This is a genomic window from Pararhizobium sp. PWRC1-1, from assembly GCF_049897905.1.
In the GTDB taxonomy this organism is placed as follows: Bacteria; Pseudomonadota; Alphaproteobacteria; order Rhizobiales; family Rhizobiaceae; genus Pararhizobium.
Genome location: NZ_JAFCXE010000009.1, coordinates 23,598 through 49,123, shown reverse-complemented (window position 1 = coordinate 49,123; position 25,526 = coordinate 23,598). Strand labels below are relative to the sequence as shown.

The following is a 25,526-nucleotide window of genomic DNA, read 5'->3' as shown; positions in this document are numbered from 1 at the left end:
GGCTTTGGGCAAAGACTTATTTGAGGCCGGCCCCGATGGTCAAGCCGCCATTGAAACGAACCTTGCAATCTCAGCACCAAGCAAAATCGGAGGAGGAAGCGATGATAGAACCTGGACCAATTTTCAAGAACCAGGCGAAGTGCGAACCCGATCGAAGGTCTAAGGCCGGACCGGGACTTGGTCTCACAAACAGGCAAAACAAAGCGGTCATATTTCTCGGAAAGCACCATCCAGAGCCGCAGCCGACCTCCGTGATACCTGGAGTATCAGACATCACCATGGAAGAACTGATCGATCGAAACGCCGTCGCAGAGGTGCGTGATCCCAATGGCGAAGAACGCGTCTTTGTGCTGATGCCGAGCGGAGAAGATGAAGCACGGCGGCTCATACTTCAGGATGAATCGCATAGGGGAAGCCCACGGACGACATTGAAGAAATAGCCGTTAGCTAAACCTCCTCAATTGATGCTCGACACGCTTCATGAGAACGACCAAGTCTTCACCGCTGATGATCGGGGGCCGAGTTGTTGCTGAATGGACGAAGATTTCAACCGAGTCCGCTAGCGCAGGATGGCGGTTAACATGGCGTACGGCCCTTTCCAGAGAGCAAAAAGTCTCGTCAGGCACCTCGCCCAGCCAAAAAAATACCGTACAGTCCGTATGGGCAAATTCAGCGAGTTTGCTGACTGTGGCGTTTGTCATGTTAATCACCTGCCTCTGGTTCCGGTTAATCAGCACGAAATCCGACCCGTCGCGGAATGAGCACTTTTGACGACACGGCTGGCGTCTTAGCATGCACCTGGGAAAGCTCCAGCGAGAGCCGTCCCTGTGTTCATTTCCCTCTTTAAATGAGTAGACCTAATACAATAATATTTTCGCGTGTATTTACCCGCGCAATGCACCCAACAACTTTCAGTCGTGCATTGGTACAAATTCGTACCAAAGTTGTTGTGTTCTGCAATTTTTAAGCGCATCGTGATCTGCGTCGCCGCTGACGTTTGGAAGGCCATCGTGCTTTCACCCCGCCCGGAGAGCACGATGACCGGCCAAAGCAAAAGCTTGTTTAAAAACCGTCTGCTCCGCGCGCTTTCGCCTGCCGACCTCGGGCTGCTAGCGCCCAGCCTTGAGAGCGTTCAACTTAGCCTTCGCCAGTCGCTTGAGACGGCACATCAACCTATCGATCTGGTTTATTTTCTTGAGTCCGGGCTTGGTTCGGTGGTAGCCAGAAAAGAAGGCGGCACGACGGTCGAAGTCGGTCTCTTCGGCCGCGATGGCATGACAGGCACCTCCCTTGCTCTGGGAGATACAGAAAGCCCGTTCGATTGCTTCACGCAGATGGACGGTTCGGCGATGCGTATTTCCGCCGACAACCTACGCAAAGCCATGTCAAAGAGTGCTGCGGTTACAGATCTGCTCATGCATTACGCGCGCGCGCTCGGTATACAGACTACCTATACCGCCTTGGCAAATGGCCAGATCAAGCTGGAGGAGCGGTTGGCGCGGTGGATTCTCATGGTTGATGATCGCGTCGATCATGGCAGGTTTTTGTCACCCATGAGTTTCTTGCAATGATGCTTGGCGTTCACCGCCCGGGCGTCACGGTGGCGCTGCAAATTCTGGAATCCAGGCACCTTATCAAGTCGCAGCGTGGCGAGATTTTCGTCAAGAATCGAGACGGGCTCGTAACCCTTACTAAAGGCACATATGGCCCGGCTGAGGAAGAATATGAACGTTTAACCGGCATCCCTCTGGGCAAACCGGTTCCCGATGACGATGCACCTCTCTCCCGGCCGGCCTGACACGCAAACTGCGCATTCCAAGTTTGGCACAATATGGCAACCTTTGAGGACGAAGCATGACCTCAATTTATGACACGCCCATCGACGCAACATCCGACGCCAGTCTTTTCGACGCATTTACCGAGGCCTGCGCGCAACATGGAATTTCGCCAGATGGCGACGATGGTTCCGATCTCGCGACCATTCTTAGTCACGCATTTCAGCGGGGCATTACGAGCAAGGACGGGCTTATCGCTCTCGTCCTAAACCTGGTCGAAAAATGAAAGGAGACCAACCTCCATCGGATTAATGTACCGGTTTCTGGCGACGTTTCCGACAGGACAAGGCGGTTCAATGTTGAAGATCGATAAAAAATCCAAAGAGCAGATCGTTGCAGAGGGCGAAGTCGAAGGGTTTCGCGAAGAACTCGGCCCCTTCGTGGTTGCCGCCGAGACGACACGCATGGCTATGGTGTTTACGAATGCCAAGCAGCCGGATAATCCGATCATTTTCGCAAATGACAGCTTCCTGGCGCTCACCGGGTATGCGCGGGAAGAGGTGCTCGGCCAAAGCTTCAATGCGTTGATAGGACCTGCATCTGCACCAGATGGCCTGGCGCAGTTGAAATCCGCCTTCGCGGACAATAACGAGGACAATCTGGAATGCATCTGCAACAGGAAGGACGGAAGTGTGTTCTGGGCAGCTATCCTGATCGGCCCGGTTCGCGATGACGAAGGCGATATCGTCCAGCACTTCATTTCCTTCACCGATCTGACCAAGCATAAGGACGAACTGGCAAAGTCGCGCATGTTCATCGATGAATTGAACCACCGCGTGAAGAACACGCTCTCGACGGTACAATCGATCGTGTCGCAGGCCTTGCGGACAACCACGGATCCCGTGGCCATTCGAGAGGCGATCGAGTCGAGAATTTTCGCGCTGTCACGGTCTCATGATCTCCTCAGTCGGGAGATCTGGAAAGGCGCGGAACTGCACGATTTGCTAGCCGCGGCGCTGGAACCATTCAAGGAGACACCAGGGAAGTCTCCACGTTTCGTCGTCACTGGAGGGAAAATCCGTCTTTCCCCGAAAGTGACCCTGGCGCTGGGCATGGCCTTTCACGAACTGGCGACAAATGCCGTGAAATACGGTGCGCTCTCATATGACGCCGGGTCGGTCTCTGTCGACTGGACAACGGAGGTAACCCGGACGGGAAAGCAACTGACAATCCACTGGCAAGAAAAGAATGGGCCGATCGTCGCAACGCCGTCCCAAAAAGGGTTCGGCTCCAAACTTCTCGAGCGCGGGCTGGCCCACGAACTGGAGGGAACCGTTGATCTTCAATACCGACAGGACGGGATTGTCTGCACCTTCACTTTTTCGACGCCGGAGGATGATCGAAATGGATAAACTGCTATCAGGTCGGCGTGTGCTCGTCGTTGAAGACGAGATGATGGTCCTCATGCTGATGGAGGACATTCTTGCTGATCTCGGCTGCGAATCTGTAACCGTCGCTGCAAACGTCAAACAGGCCCTGGCCCTCGTCAATGCGCAACTGTTCGACGCTGCCATGCTCGATGTGAACTTGAACGGTGACAAGAGCTTTCCCATTGCCGACGCACTCGTGGCACAGGGCGTGCCGTTCGTCTTCGCCACCGGTTATGGGATCGACGCGATAACTGACAACTACCGCAACCGCCCGCTCTTGGCGAAACCCTATAGCCGCAGAGATGTGGAGGAAATTCTTGCAGATCTTCTCACACACCTGGCGTTCCGCCCGGACCTTGGGCCACGGGCGTCGGCTTGAGGTACAAGTTTGCACCGGTCGCACTTATCCGGCTGCTTTGGCAGGCGCTAACCGCATAGCCGTCGTTGTAGCTCAGCACGCCGTCTGCACCGCACGTTCGTCATCCACACAGGCGGCTGGAGCAGCGTCGATATTCCGGCGACGATCTTACCCATCACGAGGCGATGATCTCAAGTGAGGAACTGACGGCCTGGCTGCGAAACGTCGATGTCGGCGAAAGGCCATACTCCTCATAAAGATCATCGTGAGCCGATATTGTGCCTGGCGGCACCGAGCGCCGGCCCTCGGCGGGTACGCCATGAGCTTACGCGGATTGTCGAAACGTGAGAATGTTCCGACCTCGGCAACTCACGTGGCTGCAATGACCAAGCCCGCAAACAGCCTGACGTGCAAGAATTTCGAGCGCATCTGGGGCGCAAGCTAGGACGATGTAACTACGCTTAAGCATTAGCGATTTCGTTCCGGTTTGAGCTGAAGTCAATAAAACGTCACGGCTCACTCATGTTGATGGAACTGACTACTCACCCCTCGCATGCCAAAGCTGTGTTTAAAACCCGGTTTATGAGTACGCGACCTGGTAGGATCTGCCGTGTGCGAAGCACGTCAAACTGATTTGAGCCATTCAGCCAGCTCGCTTTCGGCGCGCTCCAGGGCGCTGTAGTTGAGAAGCTTGCGCAGCATCGCAACGGTTACCGCCCTTGCTCGAAGGTTGAAGCGACTGTCTTCGTGGTCGTCTGACGCGGTCTGATAGACATCGAGTTTTTCATAGAGCTGCTGCAGTCTGTTCTGGACGCTGCGAAGCGAAAGATTGCGTCTTCTCGCAATGGCCCGGTCTGTTAGGCCGAGCGCAATATCGACCAGGATTTCATACTCCGTGTCGCTAAACCCTTTCGTCTGGCCGAGACTCTTTTGCTGCATCCCGCGCACTTCGCGATCGATGACGCATTGCGCCTCGACGAAAATACTGCGCAGCGCCAGTTTCAACCGCTCGTCAGAAGCGGACTTGAGCACATATCCATATGCCGCCCCGTCCGGCACGATACGCGACACACCCCGCACATAGGCCTCATCGGAATAGTTGGACCAAAAGAGGATACGCGTATCAGGCCGCTCTTTCCAGATCGTACGCGCGGCTTCGATGCCGTTTCGATTGTTCATCTGCAGATCCATGACGACATGCGCCGAGCGGTGGTCGCGTGCGAGTTTTTCGCCCATGGTGCCACTGTCCGCCTCGATCACCGTTTCGCATTCCGGCAGGGCGGCACTGACGGCTTCGTGCAGATATGAACGGTGCAACGGGTCGTCTTCGACGATCAGAACCTTCATGAATCATTCCTCGGGTTTGGTTGGCGCGGCGTTTGCGCCGCCACTGGCAGATGCACGCCGATCGCAGTCCCAAGATTGTTTCGACCGGCACTGATAGAAAACTTGGCGGAAATCAATCTGGCCCGCGTTTTCATATTGTCGATACCACCACCATTACGCCGGCGCTGCTTGGCAATGCCAACACCGTCGTCACAAACTTCAATAGAAAGCCCGTCGGGTTGCTCGCCCAGCCGCACCACAATGCGGCTCGCCTGCGCGTGGCGCACTGCATTGTTGATAGCTTCCTGGGTAATGCGAAACAGTGCAACGCAGACGGTCGGATCAAGGCTGTCGATGCCGCCCTCTGTCTCATCGACCAACTCGCGACCGATCGACATGCCGCTGTCGCGCACCGATCGATCCAAATGGTTTTCTACTGCCTGCACGAAGCCGAAGAGCTGCAGGACGGAGGGTTTGGCCTCCTCGATGATCTGGCGGAGATCCTGCATGCAGTGCTGCAGGCTACGCACTAAAGGCTCCAATGCTTCGCCGGCGACTTCCGGTTCATGGGTTAGCCGTTCGAGTCGACGAGACAGGCGCGTCAAGTCCGCCAGCGTCTGGTCGTGCAGGTCCATACCGATGCGCTGGCGCTCGCGCTCAAGGGCTTCCGTCAGATTGAGTGCGCCCAGCCGCAATCCCTCCTCGCGTGCCCGGGCCTCGGCCTCAACGATCGCCGATTGCTGCGCCTGCTCCGCGGCCCGCAGGGCAAAGAAATAGGGTGAAAGCAAATCTGCGATAGAGCGGGCGTTGACGATGTCCTCCATCCTATAAAATCCCGCCTGATGCGACGAACAACTCAGTGCGCCGATCACGTCGCCTTCCACCTTAAGCGGAACATGGATTCGGCTGCGTAGCGCCTGGTCGAAAATCGGCAGGGTGAAAGCATTTTCAAAATTGAACCTTGGATCGATTCCGGCGTCGTCCGTTAGGAAATACGAAACCTCGCCCCAGAGGAGAGCACGGATCGGGCTGCCGGAGACAAGCGCAGGCGGATGGTTGCCCCATGCGGTTTCGAGGCCAGTCTCATAGGCCGTATGGTATTTGCCACCATGCATGATGATGCATACGTCCAGATGATCGTGCGGGATGATGTGGGAGATCTGCGCCGCCACTGCGCGGATGGCGGAGCGGAACTCAAGCTGCCCGGCAAGCAGGCGCGATATTCCCAGGTAATGTTCGAGAAGCACCGATGGCGCCATCTTGAGCATGTTTGCATCTCCTCCCCGCCAACTCGTCCCGCCTCCACGGTAAAAGTCCCGGTAATTCCTTGTCCTTTAGTAAGCCCCGTCAGCCACCGCGCGTCCTGCATGATCCCGCATCATCTACAGCAGATTCCGCAAACGGGCTGCCTCAATCTTCCTATACAAGCCGCCTGTTCTATACCATCCTGCATCCGCTGAGAGGAGGAAGCTCGGCATTTCACAAAAGCTCATCACCGCTTCGGCCACGATGAACAGATCCCGCTCAATGAAAGCTGGATCAACAGGGAGAGAGAGAGAGATGAATTTCGGAAAGATGCTTCTGGCATCGGCAGCACTTGCGTGCGCCGCAATGCCAATTCAGGCCATTGCCGACACCGCGACCAAGAAGATTGCGCTGTCCAACAACTACGCCGGCAATTCCTGGCGGCAGGCGATGCTGACGAGTTGGGAAAAGGTGACCGGCGAAGCCGTGAAGGCCGGCGTCGTTGCGGCGGCCGATCCTTTCACCACAGCCGAAAACCAGGCAACCGAGCAGGCCGCTCAAATCCAGAACATGATTTTGCAGGGTTATGACGCAATCGTGATCAACGCCGCGTCTCCAACTGCGCTCAATGGCGCCGTCAAGGAAGCGTGCGATGCGGGCCTCACCGTCGTGTCCTTCGATGGCATCGTGACCGAACCATGTGCGTGGCGCATTGCTGTCGACTTCAAGGAGATGGGCCGCAGCCAGGTTGAATACCTGTCCAAGAAGATTCCCGCCGGTGGCAATCTGCTTGAAATTCGCGGCCTCGCGGGCGTCTTCGTGGATGATGAGATTTCGGCCGGCATCCATGCCGGCGTGGCCCAGTTCCCGCAATTCAAGATCGTCGGCTCAGTGCACGGCGACTGGGCGCAGGACGTGGCCCAAAAGGCCGTGGCCGGCATCCTCCCGAGCCTTCCCGAGGTTGCAGCGGTCGTCACCCAAGGCGGTGACGGTTATGGCGCCGCAGAAGCATTCGCAGCCGCCAAGCGGCCGATACCGACCATCGTCATGGGCAACCGGCAGGACGAACTGAAATGGTGGAAGGAACAGAAGGATGCCAACGGCTATGAAACCATGTCTGTTTCAATCGCACCTGGCGTGTCAACGCTCGCCTTCTGGGTTGCCCAGCAGATTCTCGACGGCAAGGAAGTGAAGAAGGATCTCGTCGTCCCCTTCCTCAGCATCAGCCAAGACACGCTGGAAACCAATCTGGCCAGCACCCAGGAAGGCGGCGTCGCCAATGTTGAGTATTCGCAGGCCGATGCCCAAAAGGTCATAGCGGAAGCAAAATAAGACATCCTCCCAACTTACGGTTCTGTCTGGTCTCCGGACCGGCCAGAACCGTCCCCTTTTTCGGAATGCAGAGTATGACGGCAATACCGCTGCGGCACGCGATCATCGAGGTTGTAGATGCTAAAATCAGCTTTGGCGCGGTCAAGGCGCTCGATGGCGCAACCCTGAGAATTCTGCCCGGCGAATGCGTTGGCCTCGTCGGACACAACGGCGCCGGCAAATCGACGATCGTCAACGTCATCAATGGAGGGCTGTCGCCCCACCAGGGCACCATCGCATGCGCGGGGGAACCGATACAGCGTTATGGCATTGCTGCGGCCCGCGCCAATGGCGTCCGTTGCGTCTTCCAGGAATTGTCGCTGTGTCCGAACCTGACGGTGATCGAGAACACGCGCGTCATGCACCGCACGCTCACAGGCTGGGGCTGGCGGCGTCGGGCGGCGCGCATCATCGGCGGCAAGCTCAATGAGATCTTTCCTGGCCACGGTATCGACGCCGCCGGTGTCGTCAGCGATCTTTCGATCGCGCAGCGTCAGATGGTGGAGATAGCCACGGCCTTCTCGCAGGTCGCACAACCGGTGAAACTTGTCATTCTCGATGAACCCACCTCATCGCTCGACGCGAGCCTCGCGACGCAGCTGCTGAACTATGTCCGCAGTTTCGTTGAGGCCGGCGGATCGGTTATCTTCATCTCCCATATTCTGGGCGAAATACTGTCAACGTCCGACCGTATCGTCGTGATGAAGGACGGCAGGGTGGTAGCCGAACGACCTGCCGGCGAATTCGACGAACACAGCCTGGTCGCGACCATGGGGAGCGTGGTAAAGGGGCGCGATCAAGAAAAACGCGTCAACGACACCGCAGGCCTTACGCAGCTCCTGTCGCAGCCTTCGCGTCGTGGGAAGGGCTTACCCTTTGAGGCATTTCCTGGCGAAATCATCGGCCTTGCTGGTCTAGGTGGACATGGCCAGACCGATACGCTGATCGATCTCTACCTGGCGCGCACCGGCAGCTGGTTGCGCAGGCGTGATGCCGAGGTTGCCTTCGTTGCCGGGGATCGCGCGCTGAACGGCGTCTTTCCGCTCTGGAGCATTCTGAAGAACCTGACGATCGCGAATCTTTCGGGCCTCTCGCGGCGAGGCCTCGTCAGCGAGCCCGCGGAGGCCGATCTTGGGCAGGCCTGGAAGGAGCGCATCGAGATCCGCACACAGGATGTCGACAACCCTATCCTGTCGCTGTCGGGCGGCAACCAGCAGAAGGTGTTGTTTGCCCGCGCCCTTGCAACGCCGGCGCCCGCCGTACTGATGGACGATCCCATGCGTGGCGTCGACATCGGCACGAAGCAGGAGGTCTATGCCATTCTGCGGGCCGAGGCCGATAAAGGACGCACATTCGTCTGGTACTCGACCGAGATGGATGAAATCTGCCTTTGCGATCGGGTCTATGTCTTCAACAACGGTGTGATCGTTGCCGAGCTCAAGGGAGACGCCGTGACGGAGAAGAATGTCCTGGCCGCCTCGTTCATGGGTGCTGCTGCATGAAGAAAGTCCTGTCCTCCGATACCATCCGCCTTTTGATACCCGCCTTGTCGTTGACCATCCTCCTGATCTCCGTCTTCTACCTGCAGCCGCGCGCCATAAGTTATGTCGGACTCAACCTTCTGTTCAATCTGGCAGTCCCGATCGTGCTCGCAACCATCGCTCAGATGCTGATCATGACGGTCAACGATCTGGATCTGTCGATGGGCACTTTCGTCAGCTTCGTGGCCTGCGTCGCCGCCACGTTCCTGCAGGCCACTCCTGTGATTGGCGTGCTCGTCCTTGCAGCCGCAATCGCGGTCTATGCAGCACTCGGCGTGTTGATTCATGTCCGTAACCTTCCCTCCATTGTCGTCACGCTCGGCATGAGCTTCGTCTGGGGCGGGCTTGCGGTCCTCATCCTGCCGGCTCCGGGCGGAGAGGCGCCGGGATGGGTGCGCGCCATCATGATCTCCCGGCCACCTTTCGTGCCGATGGCGATCATCGCCTGCGTCATCATCGCGGTGGTCTCGCATTTTGTCATCATGCGCTCCTCCTTCGGCGTTATCATGCGCGGCGTCGGCGGCAATACCCGCTCCGTGGAGCGCGCAGGATGGTCTATTCTGGGAGCGCGGGCAGCGACCTATGCGCTTGCGGCGTTTTTTGCCATTCTCGCCGGCATTTCACTGGTCGGACTGACAACGTCTGCCGATGCCAATATCGCGCTCCGCTACACCCTCCTGTCGATTGCCGGTGTCATCCTTGGCGGCGGCGAGTTTACCGGTGGCCGCGTCTCTCCCATCGGCGCGGTCATCGGCGCGTTGACGCTGACCCTTGCCGGCTCGTTTCTCTCCTTCCTGCGCATCTCGCCGGATTGGCAGATTGGCGCGCAGGGTGCGATCCTGATCGTCGTGCTCGGGCTGCGTCTGCTGCTCAATCGCCTTGAAAATAGGGGGAAGCGAGCATGAATATCCTCACCTCCCTGTTTCGCAAGCCCTGGATCTGGTCTTTCGTCGCAGCATTTTTTGTCTGGATCGCCACCATCCTGTTTACTGGCGGTGCGAGCACAATCGGCCTCAGCCAGGCGGCGCTGACTTTCGCGGCCTTCTCCATCCTTGTCGGTATCGGCCAGATGTTCGTGATTACGCTGGGGCCGGGCAACATCGACCTCTGCGTTCCGGCCACAATGACGCTTGCGGGCACAGTCGCGCTGAAATTCATGCAGGTCGATAATTCGCTGATCCTGCCGGGACTTGTCGTCGCCATCGCGATTGGCGTTGCGGTCGGCATCGGCAACTATGCTCTGATCAAGCTCCTGCAGATCCCACCGATCATTGCGACACTGTCGATGAGTTTCATCGTTCAATCGACGGCGATCTGGACCAATCGCGGCCTGCGCATCAAGCCGCCGGACGTGCTCGCGAAATTCACAACAGAGACGACGGTCGGGATTCCGAATGTCGCTCTCGTTGCCTTGGTCCTCTCGGTTCTCGCTTTCATCCTGTTGCAAAAGACGGTCTACGGTCGCTGGATCGCAGCGATCGGACAGAGCATCCGGGCGGCTCGCATGGCCGGCATTCCCGTCGATGGCACGCGCTTCGTCACCTATGTACTGTGTTCCGTTCTGGCCGCGGTCTGCGGTTATCTGCTTGCCAGTTTCTCCGGGGGAGCCGCGCTCAACATGGGTTCGGAATACCTTTTGATGTCGATCGCCGTCGTTGTCATCGGCGGCACGGCAGTTGCTGGCGGCAACAGCAACGTGGCCGGAATCTGGGGGGCCTCGCTCTTTATGTTTCTTGTCGTCTCCATGCTCAATACCTATGGCGCCGGCGCCGGCATCAGGCTGATCATGACGGGGCTCATCATTATTGCCGTCATCGTGGTCGCCGGCGGCCGCAATCCAAACCAACGATAACCCGGTCCGGTCCCATGCCCCAAGATTCCCCCTATGAAGTCCATGACCCAAGATTCAAGACGCTGTTTATCGGCAGTGTCGCCCTTGAAGAGCTTTACACCGGTTGCCGCTGGGCCGAGGGTCCGGTCTGGTACAGCGATGCGCAGCAACTCGTCTGGAGCGACATTCCCAACCAGCGGATGTTGCGCTGGGTGCCGGACGGCGGGGTCTCCGTGTTCCGCGCACCGTCGAACTTTGCAAACGGCAATACCCGCGATCGGCAGGGCCGGCTGATTTCCTGCGAGCACGGCACACGGCGCGTCACGCGCACGGAAGTGGATGGCTCGATCACGGTTCTTGCCGACAGCTATCAGGGCAGACGGCTGAATTCTCCCAACGATGTCATCGTCCGCTCAGACGGGACCATCTGGTTCACCGATCCAACCTACGGCATTCTCTCGGATTATGAAGGATATCAGGCAGATCCAGAGCAACCCACCCGCAATGTCTACCGGCTCGATCCCGCCACCGGAGACCTAGCCGTGGTCGTCAGCGATTTTCTGCAGCCGAACGGCCTCGCCTTCTCACCGGACGAGACCAGGCTCTATGTCGCCGACAGCGGTGCAAGCCACGACGATACCGCGGCCCGCCATATTCGGATCTTTGATATCGGCGATGAGGGAGCGCCGACAAGCGGGCGGGTTTTCTGCACGATCGATAACGGTATTCCAGACGGAATTCGCGTTGATATGCATGGAAATGTCTGGTCGAGCGCTGCGGATGGGGTGCACTGCTTTGCGCCAGACGGTACCCTCATCGGCAAGATCAAGGTTCCCCAGACGGTCGCCAATCTCACATTTGGCGGCCCCCGTCGCAACCGCTTGTTCATCACGGCCACGCAGTCGCTTTATGCCATTTATCTGACGACAACCGGCTCAACCTGGCCGCGGTAACGCGTAATAGCGGGAGCGACGGCATACAAAAAGCGAGGTTTGCTTTATTTTTGCCAAAAGTTGTATTATAGCCCTGGAAAAGATAGAGGACTCCTTATGCGTCACTCAAGCGAGCGGCTCGTTGTGGGCGATTTCGTGGCCGGTGCGATTGCATCTATTACGCGCCTGATCCGCGACAAGGAACTCAAGCCAGGAGACCATTTGCCGGCCGAAGCGGCGCTTTCGGAGCAGTTGCAGGTATCCCGGACAGTGATCCGCGAGGCGCTCCGATCGCTGGCGGCCCTTCGTCTTGTCGATCTCGGTGTCGGCAAGCGGCCGACAATTGCCCAGCTCGACGACGCCTCAATGGCGATGATGATCGAGCATGGCGTTGTCACCGACCAGATCGACATCCTGCAAATCTACGATGTCCGCCGCACGATCGAGGCACGCACGGCAACGCTGGCGGCTCTCCGGCGTACCGAGGCGGAAGCGCAACTGATCCTTGCTCATGCCCGGGCGATGATAGATACCTCCGATGATCCCGTGGCGATCATGGAAAGCGACATTTCTTTTCATGTCGCGATCGCCCGCGCCTCTCGCAATCCAGTCTTTGCCCTGATCATCGGCGCCTTTCAGGGCGTGACGCGCCAGACATGGCCGATCGGTTGGAAAAGCCGGGCCGACGATGACGAGCGCCGGGCGATGAATGCGCTGCATGAGGAACTCGCGCTGGCGATTGTCGATGGCAATCCGCAGGCCGCAGCGATGCTGATGAACCGGCACTTCGATCAAAGTATCAAGGCCCTGCTCACCGCAGGCCTGGTTTGAGACGGCAGGGGAACCCATTCATGAAAATTACCGGCCTAGAAACCGTGCGCGTCGCGGAGCGCGCCAATCTTCTCTGGTTGCTCGTCCATACCGACGAAGGCATTACCGGACTTGGCGAAACCTTTTTCGGCGCCCAGACTGTCGAGGCCTATGTGCACGAATATATCGCGCCGCGGGTGATCGGCCGCGATCCGTTGCAGATCGACCTCCTGGCCGCGGACCTCGTCGGCTATCTCGGCTTTCGCTCTTCCGGTGCCGAAGTGCGCGGCAATTCGGCCTTTGACATCGCGCTCTGGGACATTTTCGGTAAGGCAACCGGCATGCCGATCGCGCAACTACTGGGCGGTTTCACCCGCCGCGAAATCCGCACCTACAACACCTGCGCCGGCACGGAATACATCAAGAAAGCCACGGGCCAGACGACGGCCAACTACGGCCTGTCGGAAGGCCAAGACTACGACGATCTGAACGGCTTTCTGCACAATGCCGACCAACTCGCCCATTCGCTGCTCGAAGAGGGTATCACGGCGATGAAGATCTGGCCCTTCGACGCGGCGGCTGAAAAGACCCGCGGACAATATATCTCGATGCCGGACCTGAAGCAGGCTTTGGAGCCCTTTGAGAAGATCCGCGAGGCCGTCGGCGACAGGATGGATATCATGGTCGAATTCCATTCGATGTGGCAGCTCCTGCCGGCCATGCAGATCGCCAAGGCGCTGACGCCGTACAAAACTTTCTGGCATGAAGACCCGATCAAAATGGACAGCCTGTCGAGCCTTGCGCGCTATGCGGCTGTTTCGCCAGCACCGATTTCGGCATCGGAAACGCTCGGTTCGCGCTGGGCGTTCCGCGATCTTCTGGAGACAGGTGCCGCCGGGGTGATGATGCTCGATATCTCCTGGTGCGGCGGTCTGTCGGAGGCGCGCAAGATTGCGTCAATGGCCGAGGCTTGGCACCTGCCGGTGGCGCCGCATGACTGCACCGGCCCGGTCGTGCTCTGCGCTTCCACCCATCTCTCGCTGAATGCGCCGAACGCGCTGGTCCAGGAAAGCGTGCGCGCATTTTATCGAACCTGGTACCGGGACCTGGTAACGGCCTTGCCGGAGGTGAAGAATGGAATGATCACCGTTCCGCCCGGCCCGGGGCTTGGCATGGAGCTTAACCCGGAGCTGGATCGAGCCTTTACGGTTAGCCGCCGTATATCGAATGCGGCCAGCCTTTAGCACTTGAACGAAAGACATATTGGAGGCTTTACGTGACGAATATTGAAACTCGCACCGCCGGATTGGGAGCTTCGGCGATGGCGGGTCCGCTGATCATGCTGCTCGGCATGCTGATGTTTGCCCTCAACGATGCCATGGGAAAGTGGCTGGTGGCGAGCTACGGGCTGGGACAGGTGATCCTCATCCGCAGTCTTGCTGCACTGATCATTCTGGCTCCATTCCTCTGGCAGGCGGGTCTCAAGTCCATTACCACGGCCGAGCAGCCATGGATGCAGTTTGCCCGCGTGGCATTCTCCACCATGGAGGTTTTTTGCTTCTACTATGCGGTCATGTATCTGCCGCTGGCCGATGTGATGACCTATTGGCTGGCGGCACCGATCTATGTCGCGGCGGCCTCGCCCCTGCTGCTGGGGGAAAAAGTCGGCTGGCGGCGCTGGTGCGCGATCACAGCCGGTTTCATCGGCGTTATCATCACACTCGAGCCGTCGAAGGCAATGTTCACTATGCCGGCCCTCATCTCGATCGTCGGCAGCGGTGCCTTCGCCTTCATGCTTCTGTCCGGTCGCGGCCTGCGCAGCACGCCAGATAAGACGCTGGTATTCTTCCAGGTGGTGGGAGCAGCAGTCGCCGGTCTGGCCTTTGCACCCTTCGACTGGGCGCCGATTTCCTCCGGCCTCGATCTGGCACTGCTTGGTCTGCTTGGCATTGTTGCAATGGCGGCTCATATGCTGGTCAATCGTGCTTTGAAAATCTCGAATGCAGCGACGGTCGCACCACTGCAATATACGCTGCTGCTGTGGGCGGTAGTGTTCGGCTGGATTTTCTTCGGCGATGTGCCTCGGCTGGGCATGCTGGCAGGAGCGGCGCTCATTGTCGCTTCCGGTCTTTTCATCTTCTTCCGGGAGCGGCAATTGAAGACGCGCGAGACGGTCTTGCCTGCTGTTCCGGAGTGATGGCCAAGCTCCATGGAGGACAGTTGCTGTCATAAAAAGGGGACCGACGCGCGTTGGCTCGGTCCCCCTTCCCGTATTTAGCTGGTTAGAGATTACTTACGGATCTCTGCAAGCTCTGCAATGATTGCATCAACCACTTCTGCACCGATTTCTGCCTTGTGCTTTTCGTAGACAACCATCGACTTTTCGCGGATACGCGCCTGCTCTTCCGGCGAAAGCACATTCACTTCCAGCCCGGCGGCCTTGATCTTTTCAAGCGACGTCTTGTTCAACTCCTGAATGACTTTCCGCTCCTCATCACGACCGACGATCGCGCATTCACGAAGGGCCGCCTGTTCTTCCGGCGTATAGGTGTCGAAGATGGCCTTCGAGAAGAGGAACAGGAACGGCGTATAGGCGTGGTTCGTCTCGGTAATATATTTCTGGACCTCGAAGAACTTCGAGGTGTCGATCGTCACATAGGGATTTTCCTGGGCATCGATCGCATTGGTTTCCAGAGCCGAGAAGACTTCACCAAAGGCCATCGGCGTGGCGTTGGCGCCAAGATTCTGGAACGTGTCGAGGAAGATGTTGTTCTGCATGACGCGAACCTTCATCCCCGAAAAATCTTCCCACTTGGTGACCGGACGAACGGAATTCGACAGGTTGCGGAAACCATTTTCCCAATAGGCGAGATTGACGAGACCGGCCGCTGCCAGCTTCTCGTTCATCATGTCGCCGAACTTGCCGTCAAGGACCTTATAGGCTTCCTGCGGTGTGCTGAACAGGAAGGGCAGGTCAAAGACGCCGAGGGCCGGGATGATGCCGACCAGCGGCGAAGACGAGGTGACGACGCCTTCCTGCACACCCGAGCGCAGGGCCTGGGTTGCCTGCAGGTCGCCCCCGAGCGCGCCGCCCCAGAAGGCGGTGATCTTCAGCTTGCCGCCGGACTTTTCGTCGAGGCAGGCCTGCATGGCCTTGATGCCGTTGCCGACCGGGTGATCGGCGTTAATGCCGTTCGAAACGCGGATGTTGCGATCGTTGAATTCGGCAAAGGCCGGAGCTGCCGATGAAAGGCCAAAGGCGATCGCGGTGGTGGCTAGAAGCAGTTTTCTCATAATATCCTCCCTGGATGATTGAGTGAGACTGTTGGCTCGCCGGCTGTTAACGCAGCCATTGAGCAGGCACGATGACGATGTCCGGGAACAGGACCAGGACGAAAAGAACGAAGATCTGCGCGGCCAGGAATGGCAGGACACCGATCGTGACCTTTCCCAGCGGCACGCGCCCGACGCCGCTGACGACGTTGAGAACGACCCCGACCGGGGGTGTTAGCAGTCCGATGCAGGTGTTCATGATGAACAGAACGCCGAAGTAGACAGGATCGATCCCTGCCTGCTTGATGATCGGCATCAGAACCGGTGTCAGGATCAGGATGGTCGGCGTCAGGTCGAGGGCGGTGCCCACGACCAGAACGAGGATCATGATGGCGAACATCAGCAGGATCGGGCGATCAATCAATGGCTCGATATAGCCGGTAATTTCGGCCGGAATATTTGCCGCCGTGATCAGCCAGGCGGACACAAGCGCTGCGCAGACCAGGAACATCACCACGGAGGTGGTTTTTGCAGCCTGGAGGATGACCCGGGGCAGGTCCCGCAGGCTTAACTCACGGTAGATGAACACACCGACGAACAGGGCATAGGCGGCAGCGACGACTGCGGCCTCCGTCGGCGTAACGACACCGGCCTTGATGCCGCCCAAGATGATCACCGGCATGCCGAGAGCCCAGAGTGCGCGACCAGTGATCCTGATACGCTCCTTCATCGGTGTCTTCGGAAGAGCCTGGACATTGTCCTTTCGAACAACAATCAGCCAGGTGACGACCAGGGCTAAGCCCATCAGGAGGCCGGGTACGATGCCGGCCATGAAAAGCTGCGTGATCGACACGTTGGCCGCAACGCCGAAGACGATAAAGGCCATTGATGGCGGGATCACGGGAGCGATGATACCACCTGCGGCGATCAGACCTGCGGACCGCGGTACGTTGTAACCGGCCTTGGCCATCATCGGGATGAGAATGGCTGCAAGAGCGGCGGTATCGGCAGCAGCGGATCCGGAAATGCTGGCCATGATGATGGCGGCCATGATGGCGACGATGCCGAGACCGCCGCGAATATGGCCGACGCAGGCAATGGCGAAGTCGATGATGCGGCGCGACAGGCCCCCGGCGTTCATCAGTTCGCCAGCGAGAATGAAAAACGGAATTGCCAGAAGCGTGAAGGTGTCCGCGCCGGCGATCATGTTCTGCGCGATGATCTGCGTGTTGAACATGCCCATGAACCACATGAGCACGACGCCGCAGAACATCAGCGAAAAGGCGACGGGGACGCCGATAGCCATGGCGCCGACAAGCGAGACGATGAAGACGAGCAAAGTCATTGGCTGCGCTCCGCCATCTGCTCGGCTGTCAGGTTCTCACCGGCAAAGGCGGCGATTTCCTCGTCGGTCACCTTGCCTGTCAGCAATCTGATCAGTCGCTCAAGGGCGATAAGGACGATACCCGCGCCGGTGAAAAAGCCGATCCCATAGACCCAGATCATCGAAATCTTGGTGACCGGGGCGTCCATGCTGGCATTGATCGGATACTGCTTCCAAGTTCCCCAGAAGAAGATCGCGGAAACGCCGATGATGATGATGTTCGACAGGATCATGCAAAGAATTCGTCCTCTGCGGCCGAAAACGGCGACCAGCGTTTCCACCCCGACATGCGCATGCTCGCGAAATGCAACGACGGCGCCGATAAACGTCACCCAGACGAAAAAGTAGCGCGAGAGTTCATCCGATATGTTGAGGCCGGAATTGAAGGCGTAACGCATGACAACATTGACGAAGACCATGATCGCCATGCCGGACAGTAGAAGGATGAGCAGGAGCTCGAGGAACCGGTAAAAGAGATTTGTCGCCTTCTGCATGGTGTGACTCACGCCTTTTCCAAAAGACCGCGACCGGCCAGATTGCGCACAAGTGCACCAACTCCGAAGGTCCATTCAGGACAAACATCGCTGCGCTCTACCCAGTTAACTAGGCGGCCAAGCTTGCTTGTCGAGATTTCAACGCGATCACCAATCTCATGGGTGAAGCCGAGGCCCGTTCCTCGCCGATCCTTGACCGGAGCGAACATGGTCCCCAGAAAAAGAACAGCGCCATCGGGATACTGATGGTTACGGTTTCTCAGCTGCGAGGCAAGATTTTCCGGCGAGCGGCTGATGGCCTCCATCGGGCTTTCTCCAGTCATTTCAAAACCATCCTCGCCATGAACCCGAAGCGCTACCCGGACACGCCGCAGGTCGTCCATCGTGAAGCCGTCGTCAAAAAGCCGGATGAACGGGCCGATCGAGCAGGACGCATTATTGTCCTTGGCCTTGCCGAGCAGCAGGGCCGAGCGTCCCTCGACATCGCGCAGGTTGACGTCATTGCCAAGGCTTGCGCCGACGATCGTGCCATCGGAGCGCAGCACAAGGACAACCTCGGGCTCCGGATTGTTCCATTGCGAAATCGGATGGATGCCGACAAGCGCGCCGCAACCGACGGAAGACATTGGCTGGGACTTGGTGAAGATTTCGGCGTCGGGGCCGATGCCGACTTCCAGATATTGCGACCAGAGGCCCATATCCTGCAGCAGCGCCTTGACCTTGGCCGCCTGCTCCGAACCGGCAACGAGCCCGCGAAGACTGTCGCCGAGAACGGGCGCAAGTTTGCCGCGGATCGCCTGGGCCCGCAGCGGATCGCCCTTGGCCTGCTCCTCGATGACGCGTTCCAGCATGCTGTCGGCAAAGGTCACGCCGGCAGCCTTGATGGCCTGCAAGTCGATCGGGGCCAGTATGGTTCCGCTGTCGCCGGACAGGAAGTCGTCGAGCGCGCCGAGGTCCGGAAGGCCGGATGCTTTACGCAGGATGTCAGCGAGGCTATCTGTTTCGAGAAGGCGCGACGTAGTAGCGGCAATGCCCGTCAGGTCCAGAACGCGGCTGCCTGAAATCATCACTGGGCAGGGGCCCGCATTTGCCTTCGACCAGACGCGTCCGATCAAAAGGGCATCGGCGGCGTCAGTCGGCAAGATGGACTCTGCACGCAATACACGTTCGAAATTCAAATGTCGTCCTCCCCATTGTCCAGCCCGCCTGCCCTCCAGCATAGCCTGCCCTATTGTCAGGATGTCTGACAACGCTCCAGCGAGCTTTCTATTATGACTTACTCCGCCTGTCCAGAGCGGAAGACCCGGAGCGGCCTAAAACCTTCAAGCGACTGTACCCGGTAGATCAAACCGTCTCAGGATATTTCAAGCGTCAAGTCCAGTCGGCCCGCAGCGCCCATGAGGTGGCCACGCATTGCGGCACGCGCCTTCATCGGATCCCGCGTCACCACGGCGTCACGGATTGCGACGTGTTCGGCGATGGTGATCTCGACGATTTCCTCAAGGACGGCGACGGCGCGCGCCGCGTTGATGGCTAGGCTGATGCGCTCGGCGATGAAGCCGATGAACAGCGGAAAATACTCGTTGTGGGTGGCCGCGGCCAGGGCGCGGTGAAAGGCAAGATCGGCAACGATTCCCTGATCCGTCCATTTCTCGGCGCCGGTCATCCGGGCAAGCGCATCATCCAGTTTTTTCAGATCGGCATCGTCGTGGTGGACGGCCGCAAGACCGGCGGCTTCGATTTCCAGCGGCATACGGAGCTGGAAAAGACTGCGGAAGGCCTCGCGGTGGCGAAGATCGGTCTGTTCGATACGAAGGGCCCCTCGCCCCAAGGCTTCGGTGACGAAGGCGCCGACACCCTGGCGTGTCTCGACCAGCCCCTCGTTGCGCAACTGGGCGATCGCTTCACGCACCACGGAGCGGCTGACACCGAATGTCTTGGCGAGAATATGCTCGGTCGGCAGCTTTTCGCCAGGCGTGATCCGGCCTTCGGCGATCTCCTTGGCGATATGGCCGGCGATACGTGCCGGCAGATGCTCAATCCGTCTGATCTGGCTGAAGTCCGCCGTCATGCTGTTGTGCGCCCCTGATGCTGTCAGACTATTCTACGATATGGCGGGGAAATTCAATTGGCAGCCCGAGTTCATCACCATCGACGGATCGATGGCCTGTTTGAGGGCTGTCAGCAATGCCCGCCGCGAAGGATCAAGCCGTTCTTCGAAATCGGCGCGCTTCAAGCGACCAACGCCATGCTCGGCGCTGATGCTGCCGTTGTACTTGTCCAGAACCTGGTTCACTATCGTCTTGGCCTTGTAGATTCGAGCGACTGCCTCCTCTGGAGAGCTGCCGGATGGCGGCAATACATTGAGATGCACGTTGCCGTCGCCGACATGGCCATAGGACACACTGACACAGTCCGGAAGCGCTTCCGAGACAGCCTGTTCGGCGTCGCGCACGAACTCGGCGAGCCGCGACAGTGGCACGGAAACGTCGGTGCGCATATGCGGGCCGCGTTTGGCCTGCCCCTCGTTCATGCCTTCGCGAAACAGCCAGAGATTGCGAGCCTGGGCTTGAGAGGCTGCGATCACACCATCAAGCACAAGACCGTCTTCCATCACGCCGCCGAGAAAGCGCTCCATCAGCTCGGCGATATCGACGAGACCGGAACCGGAAACCTCGATCAATACGTAGGCCGGACAATCGCCGGCAATCGGCATGGGCAGGTCCGGGATTGCTTCCCGCGCCAGGACAAAAGCCAGCGGCGGCATGAATTCGAAGGCCGACATCAGGTCGCAGCAATCGCGCCGCGCGCGCCGATAGAGCGTGATGGCATCATCGAGAGAATTCAGCCCAAGCAAAGCGGTTGCCACTTGGTCGGGGAAAGGCATCAGCTTGAGCGACACGGCTGTGATGATGCCGAGCGTACCCTCGGCACCGATGAAAAGCTGCTTCAGGTCGATGCCGCGATTGTCCTTGCGCAGGGTCGACAGACCGTTGAAGATCGTGCCGTCGGGCAGCACGACTTCCAGGCCCAGCACCATCTCGCGCGTCATGCCGTAGCGCAGCACGTTGATGCCGCCGGCATTGGTCGAGACATTACCTCCGATGCGGCAGGACCCTTGGGCGCCAAGCGCCAGCGGGACATACATGTCCTTTTCGGCAACGGCATCCTTGACTTCAGACAGGATGCAACCGGCTTCGACAACGGCAGAAAAATCATCCGCATCTATATTGCGGATGGCTGCCATGCGTTCGAGGCTCAGAACCACCTGCTTCCCCGGCTTGTCTGGAATGCCGCCCAGCACCAGCCCGGTATTTCCGCCCTGGGGCACGATCGAAAGCCCAAGGTCGCGGCAGGCGCGAACCGCGGCGGCAACGTCTTCGGTCGAGCGCGGGCGCAGCACCGCAACAGCGGCGCTGGTCACATCGCCATGCCAATCCCGGCAGAAGCGCAGCATTTCATCCGGGTCCGTCAGCACGATGTCGCTGGTCAATGTCGCGCGCAAGGATGCCTGCAGACCCGCAGATATGCTGATGACGTCAGCCCTCATTGCCTTGCCTTTCCGCCCCGACTGCCGCTTCAAAACCACCCTGCGGTCGCCTTACCGGGCCCGAAGGTTTTTTGCGCAGTTCAAAATATTCTGTTTTCACGGAGATCATATAAGGTTATCAGACAACCTTACAAACAAAATTTTTGCCGGCCTTTGTCAGAACATCCGGGCGGGCAAGTCCAGGGAGGAGAGACCTGATGCATATCCTGATCATCGGCGCGGCCGGTATGGTCGGCCGCAAGCTCGCGGCCAAGCTGGCTGCCGACGACCAGCTGAACGGCAAGCCTATTGCTGAGATGACCTTGGTGGATGTCGTGACCCCAGAGGTGCCGGAGGGTTTCACCGGCAAGGTTCATGTCAAGGAGGCCGATCTATCGGCACCCGGCGAAGCCGAAGCGCTCGTGTCGGTCCGGCCCGACGTGATCTTCCATCTGGCGGCGATCGTTTCCGGCGAGGCCGAGCTTGATTTCGAAAAGGGTTACCGGATCAATCTCGATGGCACACGCTATCTGTTCGATGCCATTCGCCTCGCCAATGGCGTGGACGGCTACAGGCCGCGCGTCGTGTTCACATCGTCGATTGCCGTCGTCGGCGCCCCCCTGCCCTATCCGATCCCGGACGACTATCATACGACGCCGCTGACCAGCTACGGCACCCAGAAGGCAATCTGTGAACTGCTTCTGTCTGACTACAGCCGCCGCGGCATCTTCAACGGTATTTCCATCCGCCTGCCGACGATCTGCATTCGTCCCGGCAGGCCGAACAAGGCCGCGTCCGGCTTCTTCTCCAATATCCTGCGCGAGCCTCTGGTTGGAAAGGAAGCCATTCTGCCGGTATCCGAAGACGTTCGCCATTGGCATACCTCGCCGCGCTCGGCGGTCGGCTTCCTGATCCATGGAGCGACGATCGATCTGGACACGGTCGGGCCGCGGCGGGCACTGTCCATGCCGGGCCTTAGCGCCACGGTCGGCGAACAGATCGAAGCGCTGCGCCGCGTGGCCGGCGATAAAGCTGTTGCGCTGATCCGCCGTGAACCGGACGAGATGATCATCAAGATGGTCGCTGGCTGGGCTCCGGGCTTTGAGGCGACACGCGCGAAAGCGCTTGGCTTTACCGCCGAAACCTCCTTTGATGAGATCATCCGCGTGCATATCGAGGATGAACTGGGAGGCAAACTGTGAGCAAAACAACAGGTCCGGATCAAGACCGGCCGCGCCGGATCGCCTTTCTCGGAACCGGGCTGATGGGTGCGCCGATGGCGCGACGGCTTCTCTTCACCGGTCACACGGTGACAGTCTGGAACCGCGATCTCAGCAAGGCGCAAGCTCTGGCGTCAGATGGTGCGGTTGTCGCCGAAACGGCCGCTGCTGCGATCAAGGGTTGTGACATCGTCTTCACCATGCTGAGCGACGGCCAGGCCGTCGAGGCGGTGTTGTTTGACAACGGCGTGGCCGATGCTTTGCCGCAAGGCGCCATAGCGGTCGACAGCAGCTCTATCTCGCCACCGATTGCCCGGGATCACGCGGCCCGCCTGAAAGCGTTCGGCATCGCGCATGTCGATGCACCGGTCTCCGGTGGGGTGGTCGGTGCTGAGGCGGGAACGCTGGCCATCATGGCTGGTGGCGACGCGGATGTGATCGATGGGATCACCGATGTCTTTGCGGCCCTTGGCCGGGTGACCCATGTCGGGCCGTCCGGTGCCGGGCAGATCTGCAAACTCGCCAACCAGCAGATCGTCGCCATCACCATCGGTGCTGTTGCGGAAGCGATGCTGCTGGTCGAAGCCGGTGGCGCATCGCGGGAAAAGTTCCGGGAAGCGATCCGCGGCGGCTTTGCCGAGAGCCGGATCCTGGAACTGCATGGTGCGCGCATGGTGACGCGCGACTTCGCGCCCGGCGGGCCTTCGAAGCTTCAGCTGAAGGATCTCGAAGCGGTGAAGGCCATGGCCGATCTGTTTTCGCTGGACCTGCCTTTGACCGAGAAGGTGCGTCTTGAGTTTTCCGACTTCGTCGCGGCGGGAGGGGGCGACACGGACCACAGCGGATTGTTGCTGCATCTGGAAGCAAAGAATGCCGCCAAGGGCGGGAGGGGGCGATAAATGGCTGAGGGAAACACGGTCGGGCGTCGTCTGCGCTCGCAGGACTGGTTCGACAATCCCGATCATCTCGACATGACGGCGCTCTATCTTGAGCGCTTCATGAATTATGGCACGACGCCGGAAGAACTGCGTTCCGGCAAGCCGATCATCGGCATCGCCCAAAGCGGCAGCGACATTAATCCCTGCAATCGCCATCATATCGAGCTTGCCAAGCGCATCCGCGACGGCATTCGCGATGCCGGCGGCATCCCCATCGAGTTTCCGACGCATCCACTGTTTGAGAACTGCAAGCGGCCGACCGCGGCGCTCGACCGAAACCTCGCCTATCTCGGTCTGGTCGAGATCCTCTACGGCTATCCGCTCGACGGTGTCGTGCTCACCACCGGCTGCGACAAGACCACGCCCTCGGCGCTGATGGCGGCTTCGACCGTGGATATTCCTGCGATCGTCTTTTCCGGCGGCCCGATGCTTGACGGCTGGCATGATGGCGATCTGGTCGGATCCGGCACGGTGATCTGGCGGTCGCGGCGCAAATATGCGGCGGGCGAGATCACCCGCGAGGAATTCCTACAGTCGGCGCTCGATTCCGCGCCGTCCATCGGCCATTGCAACACCATGGGGACCGCCTCGACGATGAATGCCATGGCGGAAGCGCTCGGCATGTCGCTGACCGGCTGCGCTGCCATCCCGGCCGCCTACCGCGAACGGGGCCAGATGGGTTATCGCACCGGGCGGAGAGCTGTCGAATTGGTGCTGCAGGATATTAAGCCGTCGGATATCCTCACCCGTGAGGCGTTCCTCAACGCGATCCGGGTGAATTCGGCGATCGGCGGTTCGACCAATGCGCAGCCGCATCTGGCGGCCATGGCCAAACATGCCGGCGTCGATCTTTATCCGGACGACTGGCAGACCCACGGCTTCGATATTCCGCTCTTGGCTAATGTGCAGCCGGCAGGCGCTTATCTCGGCGAGCGCTTCCACAGGGCCGGAGGCGTTCCCGCGATCATGTGGGAACTGCTGCAGGTCGGCATGCTGGAGGGCAACTGTCCGACAGTGACCGGCAAGACCATGGCGGAAAATCTTGAAGGTCGGGAATCCACCGATCGCGAGGTCATCCTGCCTTTCGATGCGCCGCTTAAGGAGCGCGCCGGCTTCCTGGTGCTGAAGGGCAATCTGTTCGATTTCGCCATCATGAAGATGAGCGTTATCTCGGCCGGCTTTCGCGAGCGTTATCTGAGCGAGCCGGGCAAAGAAGGTGTGTTCGATGGCAAGGCAGTGGTCTTTGATGGCTCCGAAGATTATCACAAGCGCATCAACGATCCGGAATTGAACATCGACGAGCGGACGATCCTGGTGATCCGCGGCGCCGGTCCGCTCGGTTGGCCTGGATCGGCCGAAGTGGTCAACATGCAGCCGCCGGATCATCTTATCAAGAAGGGGATCCTCAGCCTGCCGACGATCGGTGACGGCCGCCAGTCGGGCACGGCCGACAGCCCGTCGATCCTCAACGCCTCGCCGGAAAGCGCGGCGGGCGGCGGCCTTGCCTATATCCGGAGCGGCGACATCATCCGCATCGATTTCAACCACGGCCGTTGCGATATGCTGGTTACGCCGGAGGAGATCGAACGGCGCAAGGCGGACGGCATTCCCGCCGTGCCAGTCGATGCGACACCATGGCAGATGCTGTATCGCCGCACCGTGACGCAACTATCTGACGGCGCCGTTATCGAGGGGGCGCCGGAATTCCGTAAACTTGCCGAAAAGTTGCCACGACACAACCACTGAAATGATGAGGCTTGTGCCGATCATCGGGTTTCGTCGTTCTCGTGTGTTACGGTCAAACGCCCTGAATGCGTTTGTGACCTGGCGGCTGCAGCATTTTGTGTTCGCCGTTTTCTCAGCTTTAAACGCAAGAAAACCCTCCGGGCTGGTAGGGCCTTCTTGTTGATATCCTTGGGAAAAGTTGGTTGCGGTGGGCCTGATGGCGTAGAGACTTGTAATTTCAAGCTCTTATACAGACCTCAGCGAACACGTCCGGTTTGCGCACCAGGAGCGGACGTGTCCACACCTCTTCATAGGGGGCGGGGTCATTGGAGTTGGCTTAGAGC

At 59.1% G+C, this 25,526-nt stretch carries 26 protein-coding genes; 17 read left to right on the top strand and 9 right to left on the bottom strand.

The annotated features are described in order from the left end of the window. Positions 1–35 precede the first annotated feature (35 nt). Positions 36–440 (top strand): hypothetical protein, encoded by a 405-nt coding sequence (locus tag ACP7E0_RS15410; protein ID WP_426125921.1) that lies wholly within the window; start codon positions 36–38, stop codon positions 438–440. 3 nt (positions 441–443) lie between these two features. Here ACP7E0_RS15410 and ACP7E0_RS15405 read toward each other — a convergent pair whose 3' ends face one another. Continuing rightward, positions 444–701, bottom strand: coding sequence for a hypothetical protein (locus ACP7E0_RS15405; RefSeq protein WP_426125920.1), 258 nt, complete (start codon positions 699–701; stop codon positions 444–446). Between the two features lie 336 nt (positions 702–1,037). Between ACP7E0_RS15405 and ACP7E0_RS15400 the strand changes: the two genes are divergently transcribed. The 5 genes from ACP7E0_RS15400 (at position 1,038) to ACP7E0_RS15380 (ending at position 3,584) form a co-directional block, all read left to right on the top strand. Further along, positions 1,038–1,571, top strand: coding sequence for a Crp/Fnr family transcriptional regulator (locus ACP7E0_RS15400; protein WP_426125919.1), 534 nt, complete (start codon positions 1,038–1,040; stop codon positions 1,569–1,571). Further along, positions 1,568–1,798, top strand: coding sequence for a hypothetical protein (locus ACP7E0_RS15395; RefSeq protein WP_426125918.1), 231 nt, complete (start codon positions 1,568–1,570; stop codon positions 1,796–1,798). Before ACP7E0_RS15400 ends, ACP7E0_RS15395 begins: the two co-directional genes overlap by 4 nt. Positions 1,799–1,854: 56 nt before the next feature. Beyond that, entirely contained in the window at positions 1,855–2,061 is a 207-nt protein-coding gene (locus ACP7E0_RS15390; RefSeq protein WP_426125917.1) for a hypothetical protein, read from the top strand. 70 nt (positions 2,062–2,131) lie between these two features. Beyond that, positions 2,132–3,187 carry an HWE histidine kinase domain-containing protein gene (locus ACP7E0_RS15385; RefSeq protein WP_426125916.1) on the top strand — a complete coding sequence of 352 codons (1,056 nt, stop codon included), beginning with the start codon at positions 2,132–2,134 and terminating at the stop codon, positions 3,185–3,187. Beyond that, on the top strand, positions 3,180–3,584 hold the full coding sequence (locus tag ACP7E0_RS15380) for a response regulator (protein ID WP_426125915.1): 405 nt from the start codon (positions 3,180–3,182) through the stop codon (positions 3,582–3,584). Before ACP7E0_RS15385 ends, ACP7E0_RS15380 begins: the two co-directional genes overlap by 8 nt. Positions 3,585–4,187: 603 nt before the next feature. On the opposite strand, the gene ACP7E0_RS15375 is transcribed toward ACP7E0_RS15380, so the two are convergent. Both ACP7E0_RS15375 and ACP7E0_RS15370 read right to left on the bottom strand, forming a co-directional pair. Continuing rightward, positions 4,188–4,910: a response regulator gene (locus tag ACP7E0_RS15375; protein WP_426125914.1), complete on the bottom strand. Its 723-nt coding sequence runs from the start codon at positions 4,908–4,910 to the stop codon at positions 4,188–4,190. Next, the gene (locus ACP7E0_RS15370) at positions 4,907–6,157 is read right to left on the bottom strand and encodes a GAF domain-containing sensor histidine kinase (RefSeq protein ID WP_426125913.1); all 1,251 of its coding nucleotides are present in this window, start codon (positions 6,155–6,157) and stop codon (positions 4,907–4,909) included. The genes ACP7E0_RS15375 and ACP7E0_RS15370 overlap by 4 nt, the downstream gene beginning before the upstream one ends. Before the next feature lie 292 nt (positions 6,158–6,449). Between ACP7E0_RS15370 and ACP7E0_RS15365 the strand changes: the two genes are divergently transcribed. The 8 genes from ACP7E0_RS15365 (at position 6,450) to ACP7E0_RS15330 (ending at position 14,816) form a co-directional block, all read left to right on the top strand. Next, a complete protein-coding gene (locus ACP7E0_RS15365; RefSeq protein WP_426125912.1) occupies positions 6,450–7,466 on the top strand; it encodes an ABC transporter substrate-binding protein in 1,017 nt (338 codons plus the stop codon). A 74-nt stretch (positions 7,467–7,540) separates the two neighbouring features. Further along, positions 7,541–9,007 carry a sugar ABC transporter ATP-binding protein gene (locus tag ACP7E0_RS15360; RefSeq protein WP_426125911.1) on the top strand — a complete coding sequence of 489 codons (1,467 nt, stop codon included), beginning with the start codon at positions 7,541–7,543 and terminating at the stop codon, positions 9,005–9,007. Next, positions 9,004–9,951: an ABC transporter permease gene (locus ACP7E0_RS15355; protein ID WP_426125909.1), complete on the top strand. Its 948-nt coding sequence runs from the start codon at positions 9,004–9,006 to the stop codon at positions 9,949–9,951. The genes ACP7E0_RS15360 and ACP7E0_RS15355 overlap by 4 nt, the downstream gene beginning before the upstream one ends. Then, the gene (locus ACP7E0_RS15350) at positions 9,948–10,898 is read left to right on the top strand and encodes an ABC transporter permease (protein ID WP_426125908.1); all 951 of its coding nucleotides are present in this window, start codon (positions 9,948–9,950) and stop codon (positions 10,896–10,898) included. The genes ACP7E0_RS15355 and ACP7E0_RS15350 overlap by 4 nt, the downstream gene beginning before the upstream one ends. Positions 10,899–10,912: 14 nt before the next feature. Then, positions 10,913–11,830, top strand: coding sequence for an SMP-30/gluconolactonase/LRE family protein (locus ACP7E0_RS15345; protein ID WP_426125906.1), 918 nt, complete (start codon positions 10,913–10,915; stop codon positions 11,828–11,830). A 96-nt stretch (positions 11,831–11,926) separates the two neighbouring features. Next, complete coding sequence (locus ACP7E0_RS15340; protein WP_426125905.1) at positions 11,927–12,640, top strand: FadR/GntR family transcriptional regulator; 714 nt, start codon at positions 11,927–11,929, stop codon at positions 12,638–12,640. 20 nt (positions 12,641–12,660) lie between these two features. Further along, entirely contained in the window at positions 12,661–13,863 is a 1,203-nt protein-coding gene (locus ACP7E0_RS15335) for a mandelate racemase/muconate lactonizing enzyme family protein (protein WP_426125904.1), read from the top strand. A gap of 77 nt (positions 13,864–13,940) precedes the next feature. Continuing rightward, a complete protein-coding gene (locus ACP7E0_RS15330; protein WP_426126070.1) occupies positions 13,941–14,816 on the top strand; it encodes a DMT family transporter in 876 nt (291 codons plus the stop codon). Between the two features lie 92 nt (positions 14,817–14,908). Here the strand turns inward: ACP7E0_RS15330 and ACP7E0_RS15325 are convergent, their stop codons facing one another. The 6 genes from ACP7E0_RS15325 to ACP7E0_RS15300 all read right to left on the bottom strand — a co-directional run bounded on the left by ACP7E0_RS15325 (position 14,909) and on the right by ACP7E0_RS15300 (position 21,320). Further along, on the bottom strand, positions 14,909–15,913 hold the full coding sequence (locus tag ACP7E0_RS15325; RefSeq protein ID WP_426125903.1) for a TRAP transporter substrate-binding protein: 1,005 nt from the start codon (positions 15,911–15,913) through the stop codon (positions 14,909–14,911). A 46-nt stretch (positions 15,914–15,959) separates the two neighbouring features. Next, on the bottom strand, positions 15,960–17,237 hold the full coding sequence (locus ACP7E0_RS15320; RefSeq protein ID WP_426125902.1) for a TRAP transporter large permease: 1,278 nt from the start codon (positions 17,235–17,237) through the stop codon (positions 15,960–15,962). After that, the gene (locus tag ACP7E0_RS15315) at positions 17,234–17,770 is read right to left on the bottom strand and encodes a TRAP transporter small permease (RefSeq protein ID WP_426126069.1); all 537 of its coding nucleotides are present in this window, start codon (positions 17,768–17,770) and stop codon (positions 17,234–17,236) included. The genes ACP7E0_RS15320 and ACP7E0_RS15315 overlap by 4 nt, the downstream gene beginning before the upstream one ends. Positions 17,771–17,778: 8 nt before the next feature. Beyond that, a complete protein-coding gene (locus tag ACP7E0_RS15310; RefSeq protein WP_426125901.1) occupies positions 17,779–18,990 on the bottom strand; it encodes a fumarylacetoacetate hydrolase family protein in 1,212 nt (403 codons plus the stop codon). 134 nt (positions 18,991–19,124) lie between these two features. Then, positions 19,125–19,841: a FadR/GntR family transcriptional regulator gene (locus tag ACP7E0_RS15305; protein ID WP_426125900.1), complete on the bottom strand. Its 717-nt coding sequence runs from the start codon at positions 19,839–19,841 to the stop codon at positions 19,125–19,127. Positions 19,842–19,874: 33 nt separating this feature from the next. Beyond that, a complete protein-coding gene (locus tag ACP7E0_RS15300) occupies positions 19,875–21,320 on the bottom strand; it encodes an FAD-binding oxidoreductase (protein ID WP_426125899.1) in 1,446 nt (481 codons plus the stop codon). Positions 21,321–21,517: 197 nt separating this feature from the next. Between ACP7E0_RS15300 and denD the strand changes: the two genes are divergently transcribed. From denD to ACP7E0_RS15285, 3 genes are read left to right on the top strand one after another with little or no spacing between them, the layout of a single operon-like run. Next, complete coding sequence (gene denD / locus ACP7E0_RS15295; protein WP_426125898.1) at positions 21,518–22,501, top strand: D-erythronate dehydrogenase; 984 nt, start codon at positions 21,518–21,520, stop codon at positions 22,499–22,501. Continuing rightward, positions 22,498–23,418 (top strand): NAD(P)-dependent oxidoreductase, encoded by a 921-nt coding sequence (locus tag ACP7E0_RS15290; protein WP_426125897.1) that lies wholly within the window; start codon positions 22,498–22,500, stop codon positions 23,416–23,418. The genes denD and ACP7E0_RS15290 overlap by 4 nt, the downstream gene beginning before the upstream one ends. Beyond that, positions 23,419–25,203 carry an IlvD/Edd family dehydratase gene (locus ACP7E0_RS15285; protein WP_426125896.1) on the top strand — a complete coding sequence of 595 codons (1,785 nt, stop codon included), beginning with the start codon at positions 23,419–23,421 and terminating at the stop codon, positions 25,201–25,203. Positions 25,204–25,526 lie beyond the last annotated feature (323 nt).